Annotated in this window: 19 protein-coding genes; 5 read left to right on the top strand and 14 right to left on the bottom strand. The window is 59.8% G+C overall.

The genetic code is table 11. The annotated features are described in order from the left end of the window. Positions 1–16: 16 nt before the first annotated feature. The 10 genes from CHN51_RS00275 to CHN51_RS00230 all read right to left on the bottom strand — a co-directional run bounded on the left by CHN51_RS00275 (position 17) and on the right by CHN51_RS00230 (position 11054). Positions 17–1000, bottom strand: coding sequence for an alpha/beta hydrolase (locus CHN51_RS00275; RefSeq protein ID WP_100092246.1), 984 nt, complete (start codon positions 998–1000; stop codon positions 17–19). Positions 1001–1029: 29 nt separating this feature from the next. Then, a complete protein-coding gene (locus tag CHN51_RS00270; protein ID WP_100092245.1) occupies positions 1030–2634 on the bottom strand; it encodes an NAD(P)/FAD-dependent oxidoreductase in 1605 nt (534 codons plus the stop codon). Then, positions 2631–4244: an acyl-CoA synthetase gene (locus CHN51_RS00265; protein ID WP_100092244.1), complete on the bottom strand. Its 1614-nt coding sequence runs from the start codon at positions 4242–4244 to the stop codon at positions 2631–2633. The genes CHN51_RS00270 and CHN51_RS00265 overlap by 4 nt, the downstream gene beginning before the upstream one ends. Positions 4245–4306: 62 nt before the next feature. After that, positions 4307–5398 carry an acyl-CoA dehydrogenase family protein gene (locus tag CHN51_RS00260; protein WP_100092243.1) on the bottom strand — a complete coding sequence of 364 codons (1092 nt, stop codon included), beginning with the start codon at positions 5396–5398 and terminating at the stop codon, positions 4307–4309. After that, entirely contained in the window at positions 5398–6648 is a 1251-nt protein-coding gene (locus CHN51_RS00255; protein WP_100092242.1) for an acyl-CoA dehydrogenase family protein, read from the bottom strand. The genes CHN51_RS00260 and CHN51_RS00255 overlap by 1 nt, the downstream gene beginning before the upstream one ends. A gap of 7 nt (positions 6649–6655) precedes the next feature. Continuing rightward, positions 6656–7132, bottom strand: a complete 477-nt coding sequence (locus CHN51_RS00250) for an OB-fold domain-containing protein (RefSeq protein ID WP_100092241.1) — start codon at positions 7130–7132, stop codon at positions 6656–6658. Next, positions 7129–8319 (bottom strand): transporter, encoded by a 1191-nt coding sequence (locus CHN51_RS00245; RefSeq protein ID WP_100092240.1) that lies wholly within the window; start codon positions 8317–8319, stop codon positions 7129–7131. The genes CHN51_RS00250 and CHN51_RS00245 overlap by 4 nt, the downstream gene beginning before the upstream one ends. Beyond that, positions 8316–9095, bottom strand: coding sequence for a ubiquinone biosynthesis protein COQ4 (locus CHN51_RS00240; protein ID WP_240616811.1), 780 nt, complete (start codon positions 9093–9095; stop codon positions 8316–8318). The genes CHN51_RS00245 and CHN51_RS00240 overlap by 4 nt, the downstream gene beginning before the upstream one ends. Positions 9096–9115: 20 nt before the next feature. Then, entirely contained in the window at positions 9116–10258 is a 1143-nt protein-coding gene (locus CHN51_RS00235) for a nitronate monooxygenase (protein ID WP_100092238.1), read from the bottom strand. Between the two features lie 55 nt (positions 10259–10313). Continuing rightward, a complete protein-coding gene (locus tag CHN51_RS00230; protein ID WP_100092237.1) occupies positions 10314–11054 on the bottom strand; it encodes an FCD domain-containing protein in 741 nt (246 codons plus the stop codon). A 182-nt stretch (positions 11055–11236) separates the two neighbouring features. Between CHN51_RS00230 and CHN51_RS00225 the strand changes: the two genes are divergently transcribed. The 3 genes from CHN51_RS00225 (at position 11237) to CHN51_RS19665 (ending at position 13100) form a co-directional block, all read left to right on the top strand. Further along, positions 11237–12499 carry a cytochrome P450 gene (locus tag CHN51_RS00225; RefSeq protein WP_100092236.1) on the top strand — a complete coding sequence of 421 codons (1263 nt, stop codon included), beginning with the start codon at positions 11237–11239 and terminating at the stop codon, positions 12497–12499. Positions 12500–12529: 30 nt separating this feature from the next. Beyond that, positions 12530–12856, top strand: a complete 327-nt coding sequence (locus CHN51_RS00220; protein ID WP_100092235.1) for a 2Fe-2S iron-sulfur cluster-binding protein — start codon at positions 12530–12532, stop codon at positions 12854–12856. A 70-nt stretch (positions 12857–12926) separates the two neighbouring features. Continuing rightward, positions 12927–13100 (top strand): hypothetical protein, encoded by a 174-nt coding sequence (locus CHN51_RS19665; protein WP_164088927.1) that lies wholly within the window; start codon positions 12927–12929, stop codon positions 13098–13100. Positions 13101–13649: 549 nt separating this feature from the next. On the opposite strand, the gene CHN51_RS19935 is transcribed toward CHN51_RS19665, so the two are convergent. From CHN51_RS19935 to CHN51_RS20055, 4 genes are all read right to left on the bottom strand, one after another. Further along, complete coding sequence (locus CHN51_RS19935; RefSeq protein WP_206169918.1) at positions 13650–13982, bottom strand: hypothetical protein; 333 nt, start codon at positions 13980–13982, stop codon at positions 13650–13652. A gap of 15 nt (positions 13983–13997) precedes the next feature. Beyond that, positions 13998–14420 carry an NUDIX domain-containing protein gene (locus tag CHN51_RS19930; protein ID WP_206169917.1) on the bottom strand — a complete coding sequence of 141 codons (423 nt, stop codon included), beginning with the start codon at positions 14418–14420 and terminating at the stop codon, positions 13998–14000. A 103-nt stretch (positions 14421–14523) separates the two neighbouring features. Next, a complete protein-coding gene (locus CHN51_RS20060) occupies positions 14524–15228 on the bottom strand; it encodes an AarF/UbiB family protein (protein ID WP_240616810.1) in 705 nt (234 codons plus the stop codon). 172 nt (positions 15229–15400) lie between these two features. Beyond that, entirely contained in the window at positions 15401–15913 is a 513-nt protein-coding gene (locus CHN51_RS20055; RefSeq protein ID WP_240616809.1) for an AarF/UbiB family protein, read from the bottom strand. 319 nt (positions 15914–16232) lie between these two features. Here CHN51_RS20055 and CHN51_RS00200 point away from each other — a divergent pair, with 319 nt between their 5' ends. Both CHN51_RS00200 and CHN51_RS00195 read left to right on the top strand, forming a co-directional pair. Continuing rightward, positions 16233–17360 carry an HlyD family secretion protein gene (locus tag CHN51_RS00200; protein WP_100092233.1) on the top strand — a complete coding sequence of 376 codons (1128 nt, stop codon included), beginning with the start codon at positions 16233–16235 and terminating at the stop codon, positions 17358–17360. Continuing rightward, positions 17357–18928 carry an MDR family MFS transporter gene (locus CHN51_RS00195; protein WP_100092232.1) on the top strand — a complete coding sequence of 524 codons (1572 nt, stop codon included), beginning with the start codon at positions 17357–17359 and terminating at the stop codon, positions 18926–18928. Before CHN51_RS00200 ends, CHN51_RS00195 begins: the two co-directional genes overlap by 4 nt. Positions 18929–18930: the final 2 nt, after the last annotated feature.

The raw sequence follows: 18930 nt of genomic DNA, 5'->3' as shown, positions 1-18930 counted from the left end.
CATTCTAACATTGCGGTTAGCGTTCGTGGGAGCTTTTCCAAAAAGAAAGAACGCTCCTGAGAGCTGCGACAAAGGCCAATGGCTGATCGAGCATCAGGTGGTGGCGGGCTTCCGGTATGGCTATTATCGGGATGTCGTTTCCACCCATCTCGCGGATGTAATCGGCAGAATCCTGTGAGAAGAGCAGACTGTTACCGCCGTGCACGATTGCTTTGCGGCCCGGCGCTTGCACCAGCCGCTTACCCATGTTCAGCCACTCCTCGGGCCTATTGCTCCGCCGGAAAACCTCTGGTGAGAATTTCCACGTCCAACTGCCTCTTTTATGCTTCAGCGAATGATACGCAATATAATCTAGCAGGAATGGCTCCTCGGCGGGCTGAGGCGGCGATAGGATGTAGCGCGCACGCGCTGCTTCATAGCTGGGATAGCGCTTGTTGGGCTTGTCCGGATTCCCTGATCCCGGGCTCGACCGATCGTTCTTCCAGTATTTTTCAAGCAATTCAGGGCGCATGATCATAAGGTCGCATACGACCACTCCAGCAAAGGCGTCGGGCGACTGGGTCACGGCTGTCAGCGCGGCACCCGAACCGAAGCTGTGCGCGATGATCGTTGGCTTTTGGCCATCCGCAAACATGTTCAGGGCCTCGGCAACCTCGGTGAATTCCCTCCCGCGGGCCGCCGTGTCAGCTGCCCCCCGCATTTCGCTGTCCCCCATACCCGCCAAATCGAATGCCACGACATCATATTCTTCCGCGAAGAACGGCGCAATAAAAGCGAAGCAGCGGGCATGGGCGAGGAAGCCATGTGTCATTAGCAATTTGGGCTTATCGGGGCTGCCCCAGCGGAGATAGTGCACCTTGGCACCGGAAATCTCTACATAAGCTTCTTCGCGCGGCACGTTCAGTGCTGCTATGAACCATTCGGGCAGGTGCGAACCGTCCCCGGCCCACAAGGAATCGATGTCAGTCGGAAGGTTGTTTACAGGGGTCATTTCATTCATTGCGCGAAAGGTTCCTTGTTGGTGAGTTTTTAGGTGGCGAATCCGCGATAGGCATTTTGCGCTACGTCGTCGCATACGGCGGCATAGCCAACCACGCTTGGGAAATTGATAAGCTGGCGCTTCTTGCTCGGGATGTTTGCGCCCATGTACCAGGAGTCCGCTTCGGGAAAGAGTGTCATCGCGCCAGCTTGGGCGACTATTTCGGTCCAGGTCGTCTCGGCCTGCGGTTCGGCATCGAAGAGCTTGATCCCGCCTTGCCTCAGCCATATCAGAAAGTCGCAAATCCAGTCGCCTTGTATCTCAGCGCTCGTTGGGCCGTTCGCAAAACCTGATGGGCTCAGGGGACCGTAAGAAAACAGCATATTGGGAAAGCCCGTCACGGACATGCCCAGATAGGCGCGCAAGCCATCGTTCCAGGCCTGTGCCAAACCGAGCCCGCCCAGCCCGGTTATATTCATGTCGATCAGTCCGCCGCGTCCGGCATCGAAGCCTGTTGCAAAGACGATCAGATCGCAGTCAAACGCCCCATCCTGAGTTTCGATACGGTCCGCGCTGATCCGGACGATCGGCGTTTCCTTCAGATCGACGAGCGCGACATTTTCCTGCGCAAAAATCTCGTAATAATTCTGTTCCAGCGATGGCCGCTTGGTGCCGAAGGGGTGGGGCGGCTCGGCAGGAGCAAGTTTTTCCGCAAGCGCCGGATCGACGATCCGCTCCCGGACTTTGTCGCGCCAGAAATCATAAGCGTAGCGGTTTGCTTCGCGGTTGGTGAGCATATCCGCAAAATTGTGATACCAAAATTTTAGACCGCCGCGCTGCCAGAGATGCTCGAAATGTGCGGTGCGCTCCTCATCGCTAACCTCAAGTGCCGATTTTTCCAGCGACTGGTATTCAAAACCCCCGCTGGTCTGCTTGCGTTGTTCGAAAATGGCCGGATACCCCTGCTTTTCGCACACCTGCCCTTCCTCGGTCATTGTCTCCTGGCGCATGGGAAGGGCCAGGATCGGCGTCCTCTGAAACAGTGTCAGCCGGTCTGCTGATTTTGCTGCCTCCTGTGCCACCTGCACACCGCTGGCGCCGGTGCCGATCAGGCAAATCTTGCGGCCTGCCAGATCAATGCCTTCCTGAGGCCAGCGCGCGGTGTGGCACCATTCGCCAGCGAAGGTGTCGAGGCCGGGAATGTCGGGGACATAAGGCTTCGACGCGAAGCCGAGAGCCGGCAGGAGAAACCGCGCTGTCACCGTGTCCCCACCGTCCAGATGCAGGCGCCAGAGCGATGCCTTTTCGGCGAAGCGCGCGCTTTCGACCCTCGTGCCCAAACGCATGTGCGGCCACAGATCGAGGGTATCGCAGACATGACGAAAATAGGTGCGCAGCTCTTCCCATCCGGGAAAGCGCTCGGTCCAAGACCATGTCTGCCATATATCTGGGAGTGAGAATTCGTAAAGCGGAACCTGCGAATCGACCCGCGCGCCCGGATAGCGGTTCCAGTACCAGATGCCGCCGGGCTGGGCGGCAGCATCGACCAGCAGGATATTGAACCCGGCCTCGCGCAGTTTGTGAAGCAGGTAGATGCCGCTGAAACCGGCACCGACGATCACCGCGTCATAGTCTGGCGTGGTCTTGCCGCTCACGCTGCCGCCCTGCTGCCTTCCGCAATTTTCTTTGCCGCTGCGTAATCCGCCTTTCCGTTCGAGGCGCGCAGAGGCGTGTCGGTAGGATGGATCGCCTTGGGCGTTTTATATCCCGCCAGCTGCTGGCGGACGTGATCCTTTACAGCTTGCTCATCAAATTCAGCCTGCTTGTCGAGATGAACCACGGCGGTTACCGCTTGACCCCATTTTTCGTCCGGCACGCCGACCACCAGCGCATCGGCGATGGCGGGGTGGGTCTTCAGCACTTCTTCGACTTCTTCGGGATAGACCTTTTCACCAGCGGTGTTGATGCACACGCTGCCCCGGCCGAGCAGGGTCAGGCTGCCATCGGTCTCCACGTGGCACCAGTCGCCCGGTATCGAGTAACGCACACCGTCGATTGTCTTGAAAGTCTTGGCCGACTTTTCGGGGTCCTTGTAATAGCCGACCGGGATCGCACCCTTGCGCGCGATAAAGCCGGGCACGCCGCTGCCCGGTTCGACCGTCTGGTCGTTCTCGTCGAACACGTCGCAGAACTCGCCGATGCCGAATTTGGCGGTGTTGGTGCCGCCTTGCGCGGTGGTGACCGAAAGGCCGTAGCCGAGGCCTTCGGAAGCGCCGAAACTGTCCATCAGGATGACTTGAGAAATGTGCTTGCAAAGACCGGCCTTGACCTCCTTGCTCCACATCACGCCGGACGAGATGATCGACACGAGGCTGCTGGTATCCCAGCGGCCGGGATGTTCGTCGAGGGCGCGAAGCATCGGCTTGGCGAAAGCGTCACCCACGATTGCGATACTCTCGACCTTGTGTTTCTCGACCGTCTCCCACAACTCTTCGGCATCGAATGACGGGTCGGAGAGTGTAACGATTGCACCGCCCGACATCAGCGCGCCGATCCCGGTGATAAAGCCTGTGCCGTGCATCAGCGGGCAGGAGGGGAGGGTGCGGCGTCCCGGCCCCTGGCTCTTGATCAGCGCGACGTTTTCTTCGTGCGACTGCGGCACCGGGCCGAGCAGCTTTTGCGCGTCGAGCTGCGCCTTGCGCATGTCGTCGTGCCGCCACATCACGCCCTTGGGCATGCCGGTGGTGCCGCCGGTATAGATGAACAGCAGATCGCCTGGTGAGCGCTCGATGCCTAGAGGCGAACCGTCTCCCTGCGTCGTGAGATGTTCATAGGGAACGGCGAAAGGGGCGATTTCCGACGCATCACCGATCTCGACGAAAGTGTGGACCTTCTCAAGCCGGTCCTTCAGCTCAAGGATATAGTCGCGAAATTCGGAGCTGTAGACGATCACCTCGCTGTCGGAATCGTCGAAGATGTAGAATACTTCTTCGGGCACGTAGCGATAATTGATGTTCACATGCGTGAGCCGACCCTTGAAGCAGGCCGCCATCAGCTCGCCGTATTCGGGACGTTTTCGCATGTAGAACGCCACCTTCGCTCCGTCGACGGCACCGCGTTCCCGCAGGTTGCGCGCGAGATTGTTCGAACGGACTGACATTTCCGGCCATGTGATGATCCGGTCGCCATGGATCAGCGCGGGCGCATCCTTCGGCATGGCCGGTTCGATAGCATCAAGAATGTCGCCAAGGTTCCAGTCGATCACGTTTCCATCTCATCTCTTGGCGGGGCGCCGCTTGTCTCGCGGCGTCCCCGCAGCTACTTAAATCACGCTGCCCGGGTCCACCCCTGCCGCGCTGCTGCTTCGGCTCTCACCGCTTCGGGGCCGCCAAGAACCTGGCGATCGAAACCGATCCGCTTGAACCAATAATGGAGCCCAAGCAGGTCGGTGAAGCCCATCCCGCCATGCACTTCGGTGGAAGTGCGCGCGACGAAGCGATACACCTCGCCGGTATGCGATTTCGCATGGCACGCGGCGAGCGTGGCTTCATCCGACGCCGCGTCGAAAGCATGCGCTGCGTACCAAATCAGGGAGCGGCATGGTTCGTGACGGGCTGCCATTTCCGCGCACATATGCTTGACCGCCTGAAAGCTGCCAATGATCCGCCCGAATTGTTCGCGCTGTCCGGCATAATCGACCGCCTTCTCAATCATGGCCTGACCCGCGCCGAGGCTGTCAGCGGCCAGGATCACCCGGCCCGCATCGCGCAGCCGTGCCGCAGTCGCTCCGCCATCGTTGGCCAGTGGTTCGGCCGCAACGGTCTCGAACCGCATTTCCCCTACGCTGCGGGTGCGGTCGATCGTCGTCAGCGGGATTTTCTCCAGCCCCGGTGCATCGGCGGGGACGAAGTGCATCCGCCCCGCGGTATCGGCCACCAGGAAGGCCTCGGCGCCGGTGAAATCGAGTGCGAACAGCGCCGTGCCGTCCAGCTTGCCGCTGTTGCAGGTTACGCCCGCCCCGTCGCGCGCCTCAATAGTCTCGGCAATGGCAACGGCGATCTGCGCTTTGCCGCTGGCGATCTGAGGCAACCACTCAGCCTGCTGCTGCTCGTTGCCGGCTTGCGCCAGCGCGATGGGTGCAAGCACATGGCTGGCGAGAAACGGCACCGGAGCGACCGCATAGGCAAGCTGTTCGGCCACAATAGCTGCATCTAGCAAGGTCATACCGAGGCCGCCATGCTGTTCGGGAACCATCATTCCTGTGATGCCCAGTTCGCTCAGTGCAGACTGCACCTTTTCGCTGTAAGAAGCTTCGCCTTCGGCGCACTCACGCACATGGTCGAGCGGGCAGGTGTCGGCGAGGCATCGCGCGACTGTATCGCGCAGCATCTGCTGGTCTTGCGACAGTCCGAAATCCATCAGGCGGCTCCCTGTTTCTGGCGGGCCGCGACGGCGGCGCCCTGTTCGGCCGGCGCAGGTTTGGCCAGCTTAGGTTCGCGCGGCATATCGAGACCGCGTTCGGCGATGATGTTCTTCTGGATCTGCGCGGTACCTCCACCGATGATAAGGCCCAGCTGGAACATGTAGTTCCACTGCCACGCGCCTCCTTCGCGCTCGCGATTGCTACCGTGATAAAGGATGCCGATCTCGCCCATGGCGTCGATCGCCAGAGCCGATATCTGATGCGCCAGTTCGCAGCTTTGCAGCTTGACAATCAGCTTGGCCATGCCGCCGGGTTCGCCCTTCAGATTGTCCGAAAGGATACGCATTCCGTTGTATTTCATCGCTGCAACTTCGGCCTGAAGCGCCGCCAACCGGTCGCGCAGCACGGCATTGTCGATCGCGCGGCCTTGGCCGACACGTTCTTTCTGCATTAGCTTGACCAGTGCCTGAAATCGGTTTTCCAGCGCATCGGGATCGCCCAGCATGCCGCGTTCGTGACCCAGTGTCGCATTGGCGACGAACCAGCCTTGACCACGCTGGCCGACGATCTGGTCCATCGGCACCCGCACGTCGGTGAAGAACGTCTCGTTAAATTCGGCGTGACCGGTCATGGTCTTGAGCGGACGCACCTCAATCCCCGGCGTATCCATCGAGAATATCAGATAGGAAATGCCGCCGTGCTTGGGCGCGTCAGGTTCGGTCCTGACCAGGCAGAAGATCATGTCCGCCTGCTTGGCCGTGCTGGTCCAGATCTTCTGGCCGTTGATCACGAATTCGCCGTTTTCGATCCGCGCGCTGGTTTTCAGGCTGGCAAGGTCCGATCCCGCGCCGGGCTCGGAATAGCCCTGGCACCATACGACCTCGCCTTTCAGCGTCGGCTCGACCCACTGGCGTTTCTGTGCCTCAGTTCCCAGTTCCAGCAGTGTAGGGACCAGCATCGATATGCCTTGGTTGGCAAGTCCGCCGGGAATGCCGGCGCGCGCGAATTCCTCGGCGATGATTCGCGATTTGAGAATGTCGGGCTCGGCCCCGTAACCCCCGTATTCCGTGGGGATCGTGCGCGCGGTATAGCCATGTTCGATCAGCAGCTTTTGCCACTCGACCGCCTCGGGACAGGGGCGGGCGGCCCGGCCCTGCTCGGCTGGCGCACGATTCCCGTACGTCTTTAAGAATTGTCGCACTTCCTCGCAGAAAGCGTCATATTCGGGTCCATATTCGAGATCCATTTCGTGCTTATCCTTCGTGGGGTAGGTTCGTATCGGGGCGGAAAACCGGCAGGCGGAAATCCGCGCCGATCAGTTCGAAATCGAGCGTTACCGGAAGGTCCAGCTCTAGCTTGTCGCGGTCGCAATCGATCAGACGCGTGGCCATGCGGACGCCTTCTTCCAGTTCCACCACCGCCGAGACGAACGGAATGTCAGCGGCAAAGGCAGGGTGCAGAGCCTGATGTGTGACCGTCCAGGAAAACAGCGTACCTTTTCCGCTGCTTTGCTCCCAAGAAAAGTCGGGCGAGCCGCATTTTGCGCACATGTAGCGCGGCAGGTGGCGGAAGGTGCCACATTCGCCGCAGCGCTGGAAATAGAGATTGCCGTCCTGGCAACGGTTCCAGAATTCCTGTTCCACCGGATCCTGCGGGCGCGGTTGCGGCTTTGGCGGCGCCTTCTGCGCCGAGGCACGCATTTTGGGCGGAAGATTCTTCTCGTCGCTCATGCAAACCTCCTCAGGATAGCGATACTGCCATCGCCCAAGTCGCCCCAGCCGGTGACCAGCCCGGTCTGCGCGCCTTCGACCTGGCGTTCGCCGCAATCGTGGCGCAGTTGACGCACCGCCTCGACCACGTGGTTGAGGCCCCAGACATGCGCTTCGCTCAGCAGGCCGCCATGGGTGTTGACCGGATAGCGCCCGCCCAGCTCGATCTGCCCGTCGGCGACAAATTCACCCTGTCCGCCCGGTTCGCAATAACCCAGCGCTTCGAGCTGTAGCAGGACGACATAAGTAAAGCAGTCGTAGATCTGCAGGAAATCCATGTCCTCGCGGCGAACGCCCGCCATGTCGAAGGCGCGCGGGGCGGCATAGCTGAGGCCGATTTTGAACGGATCGGGCCGGGAAGGAATGTCGTCGGCCGGATAGGGATGTCCCTCGGCTGCGCCCGCAATGCTGACGGGGACATGCGGCATGTCTTTTGCCCGGTCCATCCGCGAGACGACGACCGCGCAGGCTCCGTCGGTTTCCAGGCAGCAATCGTAAAGGCGGAAAGGTTCGGAAATCAACCGCGCCGAGTGATAGGTTTCCGCGTCCAGCTCGCGCCCATAGGTAAAGGCCTGCGGATTCATCTGCGCATGGCGGCGGCAGGCCAGCGCGACGGCCGCCATTGCGTCAGGCCCGACGCCGTAAAGCTTTGAATGGCGGGTCGCGAGCCAGGCATACATTTGCACCGGCAAAAACACGCCATAGGGACTGTAATAGCCTTTGACCGTGTTGGTCAGCGTGTTCATGTTCATCGGCCGCGTCGGCGGCGCACCTGGCTTGGGCCTGAGCGCCGAATATCCGTTCCAGCCCAGCGTTATGAGCACATGGTCGCACAGGCCGCTGGCGATCGCCATTGCCGCGTTTTGCAGCGCCGTAGTCGGGCTGGCCCCGCCCATATGCACTGTGGCGGCATAGCGCAGCACATCGATACCCAGATTGGCGGCCATTTCCTCTGACGTCGTATAGATCGGCGGCGGCACCATGCCATCGATATCGGAAGGTTTCAGCCCGGCATCCGCGATGGCGCGGCGCGATGCTTCCAGCATCATGTCCACTGCGGTGCGTTCGGTGCCTTTGACGAAAGCGGTTTCGCCAACGCCAGTGATAGCGGACCTGTCGCTGAAGCTTAGGGCGGCGGGACCGTTCATGCCTGCAGCTCGCCTTGCCGGCGCGCCTGAAACTCACGCTCCAGTCGCTGTGAAAGATCACGCACGCCTACATATACTGCCGGGGGCTGGAGGTTCAGATCGCGGCGCACTTCCTCAAGCGGGTGATCGAGGTACCTTTCCCAATAGAAAGTGGTCAGGTCCGCTGCCTTGCGACCCAGTCGCCACGCCTCAAACGCGGCGCGCGCGACGGGGAGCTGCCATTGCTCCGCCAGCAGTTTGGGAATACCGACCGCAACGATGAAGGTGATGCCGTGATTGTAGAATTGTGCATTGCCAAAAGAGAGTACGCACAATTCGCCCAATGCATCGCGGCCATAACCGGTCACCACATGGAACAGATCGTGCGAATCGCGCAGACGTTGGCGATAGAGCGTGACCGCAGGATCGCTGAATTCTGCCATGCCGCTTGCCTCGCTCGCCTCGGCCAAGCCCTGAGCGGTCAGTCCCTCGCCATAGACGAAATCGAGATAAGCGCGGCCAAGCGTCCCCGGCGCGCAGCGCGCCAGACGCTCCCGGTCGCTGAGCGTGCCGAGCAAATCGGCCCGTTCCGTCAGGATCGTCTGCCCTTGCGGCGAGGCGGCGAAGCGGCGGAAGTTGCGGTAGTAGGAATTGCCCGATAGCGCCTGGACGATGCGAAATACCTGCGAAGTGTCTTCCTTGTCCGCTATCAGCCGGCGCATTGCCGAAAAGGCTTCTCCAGGGCGAATGCCGCGGCGCAATTCGTGCCCTTGCGGCAAGTTTGGTACTTCGTTCATGACAATACCTCCGTCGCGGTTCACGAGTAGGACTTGGCGGATGAAAGCGCCTCTTCGGCCCCCGTGACGAGATCCTGCATGACCTCGGAGGCGGGACGGATCGCGTCGATCAGTCCGATCCCCTGACCTGCGAAACCGGGAATAACGTCTTTTCGCTCCGCCTTGATGCCGGAGGCCATTACCGGCCCGGAAATCATCGATTGGTACGGCATGGGGAGGGGCTCTTTGCCCGCCTCAACCCATGCATCGGCCCATCTGTTGCGAATCATGCGCGCAGGCTTGCCGGTAAGAGAGCGGCTGACCACCGTGTCGTCCTCGCCGCTTTCGGTGATCGCTTCTTTCTGGAAGTGTTCGATACCCGCTTCCTCGGTCGCGAGGAACGCCGTTCCGATCCATGCGCCCTCGGCGCCCAGCATCATCGCGGCAGCAACGCCGCGGCCATCCGAAATGCCGCCGGCACCGATGACGGGAACGCGATCGCCTACCGCATCGACCACTTGCGGGATGAGCGAGATGGTGCCGATCGGCGAATTGTGACCGCCACCATCGTGACCCTGCGCCACAATCATGTCGATGCCCGAACCGACCACTTGCTCGGCATGTTTAACCTTGCCGATCACCGCCATGACCTTGGTGCCATTGGCATGCAGGCGGTCCATCCACGGTTCGGGATTGCCAAGACCCGCAGCATAGACGGACACTTTTTCCTCGATCACCACTTCCATCTGCGCTTCAAAGAACTCCTTCGAGAAGAGCTGAGGCCCGCCTTTCCCCATTTCGGGGGCGCCAGCCGCCCGCATGGCCGCCTCAGTATCAACTTGAGGAAGGCCTTCGCGGTCCATGAAATCGCGGGTGAACTGCTGGTATTCGCCCAGCAGTTCCATCGGATTTTCGGGTGCGCCACCGCTCTGCGGTGCGGATCCGCGCGTGACCGAGGCGGGCAGCAGCGTATCGACGCCGAAGGGCTTGTCGGTCAGCTCGCGGGTCTGACGAATCCAGTCGCGCAGCTGTTCAGGCGAACACGCCGCCGCACCCAGCACGCCCAACCCGCCCGCATTCGATACTGCCGCGGCCAGTGCCGGAACGCTTGCACCGCCCATGCCGGCCAGCAGGATCGGATATTCGATTCCCAGCATTTCACAAATTCGGCTTCTCAGTGCCATTTTCTCTTCCTCTCCGCATGGATGCCTTTTGGCACGCTTCAATTGGTTACAACTGCTAAATTTGCCCCCATTTGACCCGTTGGGACACCAGTTCCGGGCTGCGTTCCGCAAGATAGGATGCCGAGCCCGAGACGAGGCGGCTCATCGCCTGCCGCGCAGCTGCCTGGTCGCCAGTGCGCACCGATTCGAGAACGCTGCGCAAAAATCGTAGTTGGACCGCTCGCTCTTGTGCCGAATACCCCAGCGAGTTCGAGAATTCGCGGGTCAGCAAATGCATCGTCGAGGTTAGCAAGCCAAAGAGCGGATTGCCGCTTGCCCAGCCAAGCAGGTCGTGAAAACGGCGGTTCAGTTCCTCGAAATTATTGTCGGCTTCATTGCGCTCCAGTTCTTTGAAGCAATCGGCAAGTGCACTCAGGTCGCCCGTGGTCGCGCGCAGCGCGGCATAGGCAGCGACATCGGGCGCAATCGCCTCGCGCAGTTCCAGCAATCCGCGCAGGTCCGCTTCCATGAAATGCAGGATCAGCGACAGGCTATTGGCGAAATCACCAGTCTGCGGGCGTGCCACCACCGGCCCGCCTCCGCGCCCCAGTTGCAGGTGGATCACGCCCTGGAGTTCCAGGAAGCGCAAGGCTTCGCGCAAGGTCGCACGGGCAACCTCGTAGCGCGCCAGCATCTCGTCCTCGTGCGGCAGCCGGTCCCCAGGAGAATGCGCCCCCGCCTCGATGTCGCGCACGATGTTCTGGGCGAGCGATAAGGCGCGCTTGGTTTTCTTCACTGTTTCGACCTGCGGCTGCATCGTTGCCCCTTGGCTAAAGTCGTATAACATTTAAAAGCGTTCAATGCCCGCTGTCAATGGCCTTGAAACGATAGGGTGGGGTAAAAAGTAGAAAATATTATAAGCTTTCTTGACAAGAATCGGCTAGACCATTATTTTTGTAAGATTAGGGCAGGATTGCTTGCGGGAGAGGAAGACAGGATATGAATACCCAGATCATGGAAATGGATACTGCAGACAAGATCGCCGCGATTCCGATTGAAGAGATCGACGTTGCCCGGCCAAGCCTGTTCCAGAACGATACCATCGGATTGTTCTTTGATCGGCTGCGCAAGGAAGATCCGGTTCATTACTGCCGCGACAGCTATGTCGGCCCTTATTGGTCGATCACCAAGTTCGACGACATCATGGCGGTCGATACCAACCACAAGGTGTTCTCGTCCGAGGCGAAGCTTGGCGGTATCGCGATTCAGGACATGCATTCGGTTGAGGGTGCGCTTGACCTGGAAATGTTCATTGCCATGGATCCACCCAAGCACGATCAGCAGCGAAAGGCTGTGACGCCCTCGGTCGCGCCGTCCAACTTGCAGCAGCTGGAACCGATCATTCGCCAACGTGCCGCCAAGATTCTCGACGACCTGCCGGTCGGTGAGGAGATTGACTGGGTCGACAAGGTTTCGATCGAATTGACCACTATGACGCTCGCGACGTTGTTCGACTTTCCCTGGGAAGAACGGCGCAAGCTCACCCGCTGGTCGGACATCACAACGGCTGCGCCGGAAACTGGCATCGTCGAATCCTACGAGGCGAGGCGCGAAGAGCTCATCGAGTGCGCAATGTATTTCAAGGGGCTGTGGGAACAGCGCATCAATGAGGAGCCAAAGAACGACCTGATCTCCATTATGGCGCACTCCCCGGCGACAAGGGACATGCCCTTCCTGGAATTTCTGGGTAACCTTCTGCTGCTCATCGTGGGCGGCAACGACACGACCCGCAATTCGATCAGCGGAGGCGTGCTGGCTCTTAATGAGAACCCCGATCAATATCGCAGGCTGTCGGACGACCCTTCGCTCATTGGCAGCATGGTGCCGGAAATCATCCGGTGGCAGACGCCGCTGACCCATATGCGCCGCACTGCGCTCCAGGATTGGGAGATCGGCGGCAAACAGATTAAAAAGGGCGACAAGGTCGTGATGTGGTATCTCTCCGGCAACCGCGACGGCAGCGTCATCGACCGAGCGGACGAATTCATTATCGACCGCAAAAATCCGCGCCATCACCTCTCTTTTGGCTATGGAATTCATCGCTGCATGGGCAGCCGCCTCGCCGAACTGCAACTGCGTATCATCTGGGAAGAGATTCACAAGCGTTTCTCAAGGGTCGAAGTGACCGGCGAGCCTGAGCGCCTGTTTTCAAATCTGGTGCGGGGAATCACCAATCTGCCGGTGCGTTTGCATGCCCGCTGATTGTCCGAACCAAATATTGCGGAGATAGAAATGGTAAAGGTAACGTTCGTCGCGAGCGACGGAGAGCGCCGGGAAGTCGAGATCGACAAAGGCGAAACCGCGCGCGAAGCGGCATTGTTCAACGACGTGCCGGGTATCGACGGCGATTGCGGAGGCGTTTGCGCCTGCGCGACCTGTCACGTTCATGTCGACCCCGAATGGATCGACAAGGTCGGTCGGCTGCAGGAAGACGGGATGGAAGCCGAACTGCTGCAGTTCGCCGAAGGCACTACAGAATACAGCCGCCTCGCGTGCCAGATTCCGATGAAGCCGATGCTGGACGGCCTAGTGCTTCACGTGCCCGAACAGCAATATTGATCCATCGAGATAGATCTCGCAATCCTCGCCCAATCGATGGAGAAGCAACCCTGATCCTCAGATGGAGACCATGATGGCGACCCAGCTGAAAGAGAACACCCACGCGGACGACGACGCGTTTCGCACAGAAGTACACGAATTCCTTAGCGAAAAATTCCCGCAAGAACTCAAGAGCAAGGTCAACCTTGCTAGCAGGCCTGAAAATTCCGACAAACGAAACGCCTCTTCATACAAAATGGCGTGAGTCATATTGGTGCTCGGGGCTGGGCACGCCCACTGGACCCAAGGCATATGGAGGCAGTGGCAGGCTGCTGCCGAGATGCTCGATTTGGCGCAGGCATTGTTCGACAGCACGCTTGACTACCTGAAGCAGCACGTGCGGTTCAACCAGATGCTCGCTTCTTAGCGCTTCAATACCGCGCTGAGCTTTCGCCTGCCGCTAGCTGCGCGAGGAAGGCTAGCTAAGCGGCATGTGGGCACGCAACTCTCGCGCCCACGATCCGAGCGGTCGTCTCATCCGCCCGATCATTTTTCGCAGGTGCTGAGACTGTCCGTCGAACAGCACAGTGGAGGTTTAAATGCATTCGGGCCTACTTCTTTCGTAAGCGAGTTCGGCACCGACTTGCTGCCAACCTCTGCCTTCCTCTCAGCAGGTTGATTCTTCCCCCGTCAATTCTGTCCGCCCCCGAGTCCAATCAGAACAGCCCGGGCTGGACGGCCTGCGAATAGGCGGAACTGTTTGCCCTTCATTCGAACACCCATTCGTTCAGGAGCTATCGGGAATGCAATCTCGTCAACCTACTACTTCACTGGCTGCCCCATAACCCGCACTCTCGGGAATGGTGAGAATGTTCTTCCCGTCACGCTGAACGATTTTCGGGAGGACTGGCGCGATCAAGCGCGCTTCGGCACGTTCGACGCAGTCCTGCGCACTGCTGGCCTGGGCCAGCAGTTCCAGGTTCAGCCTGGTGGGAAAGATAATCGTCCGCTCCCCGGCTTCGCCCATAGCCAGTGCGCCGCCAGGTGATAACCATTCGGCATCCACGGTTTCGTAGCCATCGCACGCCGCGATCTGGCGTTCGGGAGCGCGGGCGACGTAGAACCAAGTGTCGAAGCGCTTGTTCATGAAGGTGGGTGTGATTCACCGAGCGAAATCGCTAAGCCTGTCCAGCCGCAATTGCACATCGGCCTCACGAACCACGTCGAGGAACGCGAGTTCGCCTTGTTCGACCGCCTTGCGGCTTGCCGGGTCGCAGGAACCCTCGAAAGCGCTGCCATCGCTTTTATCGGCCAGCAGGATGCCCGCTTCCTCATAGGCTTCGCGAACTGCGGCGATCCGCAGGGTCCGCTGTGTCGGTTCAAGTGTGTCCCAGCCGGCGCAATGGTCGGCCCATTGCGCAGCATCATCACCCGTAGCTGGTTTCCCACCCGGAAAGACCAGCGCGCCGGAGGCAAAGTCGATCTGGTGGTGCCGCTTTACCATCAGCACTTGGAATTCCGGCTCGTCGCGCAGCAACAACATGGTGGCTGCGGGGACGGGATCGACGGGTTGCGGGCTGGTCATATTTCTCTCTCCGGTTTGATCTTCGCTTATTTGTGTTGGCTTTAAGACATGGGCAGTCGGCTGGTTCAATTCCATTTCCGGACCAATGCGATCAGTGCGAGCGCTAGGGTGATCCCTGCCAGCACCCACGACTGGTCGGGTCGATGGTCACGGGAATCGAGCCAGATCGGGCGATAATGGTGGCATTGCCGATTAGGTCTGGCAGGGAAGCCGAAAGACCGAACAGTCGGCGGCGCAGCTTGGTGAGCTGGCTGCGGGTCGCACCGAACGAGAACCGTTCCGACAGCAGTTCAATAAGGATGGGTCTGGTCTCTTCGGCAATGTTGTAGTCTGGCGCGAACGCGAGGACAGGGCCTTCGGTCGTCAGCAGTGTGCGCAGCAGGATGGCAAGATCGGGCGGCAGGACGAGGCTGTATTCGCGCAGAAGGCCGAAAACCCGGTCGAAAAGCGCCGATAATTCGATCCCCGACAGCACCGTGCCGCGAAATTCTTCGATGATATGGTCCAGATCGAGGGCGAGCTGGTCGCGATCCACCGCCGGATTGCCGGCCCAGTCGAGCAGCAGATCGGCAACGTCCTCCGCCTGTTCGTCGGCGATTGCGAGGATCAGACGGACGATTTCCTGCCGACTCGCTCCGCTGAGAAAACCGACCGCGCCGAAATCGATGAAGCCAACCTGGTCAGCATCCATCCGGAAAATATTACCGGGATGGGGGTCGCCATGGAATTTGCCATTGAGGATCATCATCCGCAGCACAGCATCGGCATAGCGTTTGGCAAATACGATGTTTCGCGCCTTCTCCGCCACACGGTCGATCTGCGATGCGGTGCGATCTCAACCGGTCGATGCAACACAGGCGTTCCAGCACATTCACCCGCAGGCCGGTGAGATGCCAGTGTATCGCCGGGGACTTCGCTCCCAGCGTTTCAAGGTAGCCGCCGATCCGCTCGCAGGCCCGCGCTTCTGCAGCGAGGTCCATCTAGCGGGCCAGGTTCTTGCCGAAGGTCTGGAGGAACTCGACTGGACGATAGCGGGCGATGTCGCTCGACCGCCGCTCGGATAGCTTCGCCAGCCGCACCAGTATGCGCATGTCTGCTTCCAGTCTGGCCGCAGTGCCCGACCGTCGAACCTTCACGATCACGTCACTGCTATTCAGCAAGGTTGCCGTATAGGTTTGGGCGATAGAGGCGGAGGCCATCGGATCGCGCTCGAATGCCGTGAAATCTTCCTCCCACTTCTCGCCCCAACTGGCGACGAGAACAGGCTCGATCGCGTCAAACGGCAGGGGCTCGACCCGGTCCTGAAGACTGGCCAAGGCGTCTATCCACTCGTCAGAGAACACATCGCCGCGCGTTGCGAGAAGTTGGCCGAGTTTCACACCGATCGGGCCAATATCGCGCAGCAAGGCAACCATTGATTTCGGTCGCAAGTGCTCTGGACTGACATCTTCTTCCGGAAAAGGTGCAATTCCAAGGGCATTACCCAGATTCATTGCACCGTGACGGGCAAAAATTCGACCGAGTTCCGCCAATCGCGAAAGGTCGCCTATGAGTTTTTCCGAATCTCCGGGCATCTGGCTCAGTCCGTTGCGTCCGGGAGTTTTTCAAGGTTCTTGGATATCCGATCATCGTCAGTGATTATCTCCCGACGGTCTTTCGATTCGCGCACTTGGAGTTCATAGATGGCCATGGGATTGCTTTAGCCAACTTGGTATGAAACACCAAACAAATATAATAAAGTGCTTTACGATCTGTAGGGCTATCTCTAACTCACCCGTTAAATGAATCGGGATCGATAGAGTGAGCGGACAAATGAAGGATATTTCCGAAGCTGTAGAGGGCGACAATGAACCGGCTGCGGGATCGCGTTCCAACAGGAAACTACGCCTGTTCATCCTCGCGGCGGTGATCGTGGCCGTTCTTGCAGGTGCCTGGTGGTATTATCGTTATGTTACCTACGGGCAATACATGCAGTCAACCGACAATGCCTACGTTGCAGCGGACAGTGTGGTGGTCTCTTCCAAGGTGGCCGGATACGTCGATGCGGTGCTGGTTTCGGAAAACCAACAGGTTGCCCGCGGCGAAGCACTGGTCCAGCTCGACCTGCGTGATTACCGCGCCCAAGCCGCTCAGGCACGCGCCCAGATCGCGGCCACGGTGGCCGGTGCCGACACGATCCGCTCGCAGGTGAGCGAACAGAACGCCGCGATCCGCCAGGCGCGCGCGCAATTGGCCGTCGCGCGCGCGACGCTAGACCTTGCCAACAAACAGGTGAACCGCTATCGCCCGCTCGCCGCCAGCGGGGCGGAACCGCGCGAAAAACTCGACCAGTACGTGACACAAGCGCAGCAGGCTCGGGCCGAACTTGCCTCCGCGCAGGCTGCGGTCGCGGCCGCCACAGGGCGCCGCGCCACGTTGTTTGAGCAGATCGAGCAGACCCGGGCACAGGCCGATGCTGCTCGCGCGCAGCTCGATGTTGCCGACCTCAATGTCTCTTCGACCCGGCTGGAAGCGAGCAGGGCAGGGCGCATTGGTGACCTGTCGGTCCGGGTCGGGCAGTTCGTCCAGCCCGGCCAGCGGCTCATGACTCTGGTGCCGGTGAGCCAGATCTACGTTACCGCCAATTTCAAGGAAACGCAGGTCGGTCTCGTGCGACCGGGTCAGCCGGTCAGACTCGAAGTGGATGCATTGCCAGATGGCAAGATTGCTGGAACGGTGGACAGCATCTCGCCCGGAACCGGGGCCGAATTTTCGATTTTGCCACCAGAAAACGCGACCGGGAACTTCACCAAGATCGTCCAGCGTATCCCGGTCCGCATATCCATCGACGCAGCACCCGAAGTGCGCCGCCTGCTCGTGCCCGGCATGTCGGTCGTCGCTACCATCGACACCCGCGGTGCCGTCGGCGAACTCGAAGAGATTTCGAGCGCTGCCGAATGACCGAGGCAGCGCCTGCCCAAGCTGGCCCGACCGGTGCTCCAACCAAGCCGCAGAATGCCGACGTCACTGCCTGGGTCGCGGTGGTGGCGGGCGCGCTCGGCGCTATGCTGGCGACCTTGGACATCTCAATCGTCAATTCCGCGCTTCCCGTCATTCAGGGCGAAATCGGGGCGACCGGTACCGAGGGCACCTGGATCGCTACCTCCTTTCTCGTCGCCGAGATTGTCGTCATCCCGCTCAGCGCCTGGCTGGAGCGCCTGTTTGGCTTGCGTACGCTGCTCATCATCGCCGTGACTGCGTTTACAGGCTTCTCGATACTATGCGGGATCGCGACCGATCTGACGACTATGATTATCGGTCGTACAGGTCAGGGATTTATGGGCGGCGTACTGATTCCGACTGCGATGACGATCGTGGCGAAGCGGCTGCCTCCCCACCAGCAACCCATCGGTATGGCGCTGTTCGGCATGACCGTCGTCTTAGGTCCGGTCATGGGGCCGCTGATCGGCGGATGGTTGACTGAGAATCTTAGTTGGCACTACGCCTTCTTTGTCAATGTCCCGGTCTGCGCGACCCTCCTCTTGCTCCTATTCGTAGGTTTGCCACACGAAAAGCCGAACTGGGAATATCTGACCCAGGCAGACTGGGCCGGTATCCTTGGCATGATTCTCGGGCTTGGTGGACTGACGGTCGTGCTGGAGGAAGGCCACCGCGAGGAATGGTTCGATTCCTCTCTCATCCGATGGCTTACCCTGATCACTGTAATCGGGTTCGCGTCCCTCATCTACGGTCAATTGTACGCCTCCAAACCCGTTCTTAAACTCCGGCTACTCTTAAGTCGGCAATTCGGGAGCGTCGCTGTGATGGCGCTCGCGTTGGGGATGGTGATGTATGGCTCGATCTACGTTATCCCACAGTTCCTGGCGATTATATCTGATTACAACGCCTTCCAGACCGGGCTGGTAATCTTCTGGATGGGTGTGCCGGCGTTCCTGTTGATGCCGGTTCTACCCTTCATGATCCGTCGCGTTGATATCCGCATCGCAGTAGGGGCTGGTATGCTCTTGATGGCCCTTAGCTGTTTTGTGAGCACCAGCCTTACAGCCGAATCCGGTGGCGCAGTGTTTACCGAAAGCCAGCTAATACGCGGGGTGGGTATGATCCTGGCGATGATGTTCCTCAACCAGGCGACTGTTGCCTCGGTGGCGAAGGACGAAGCCGGCGATGCTTCGGGCATCTTCAATGCCGCGCGCAATCTGGGGGGGTCATTCGCATTAGCGGGCCTCGCCTCGTTCCAGGACCAGCGCACCTGGCATCACAGCCGCCGGATGGAAGAAACTCTGAATGCAAACAGCGTCTCGCTGCAGAGCTACCTGGATTCGCTGGCGCGGACCTTCGGCGGTATGGATGAAGCAATGGCCGTGCTGGACCGGACCATCCAACGTGAAGCCTTTGTTATGACCTATAACGACGTGTTCTTCGTGATGGGTCTGTTGACGGTGATAACGGTGCCGCTTGTCGTGTTCCTCAAGCCGCTGCCCAAGAACGTTTCCCTCTCGATGCACTGATA

The sequence above is a fragment of the Sphingorhabdus sp. YGSMI21 genome (assembly GCF_002776575.1).
Taxonomy (GTDB): domain Bacteria; phylum Pseudomonadota; class Alphaproteobacteria; order Sphingomonadales; family Sphingomonadaceae; genus Parasphingorhabdus.
The sequence above is the reverse complement of the archived record's forward strand: the minus strand, read 5'-3'. Positions and strand labels throughout refer to the sequence as shown.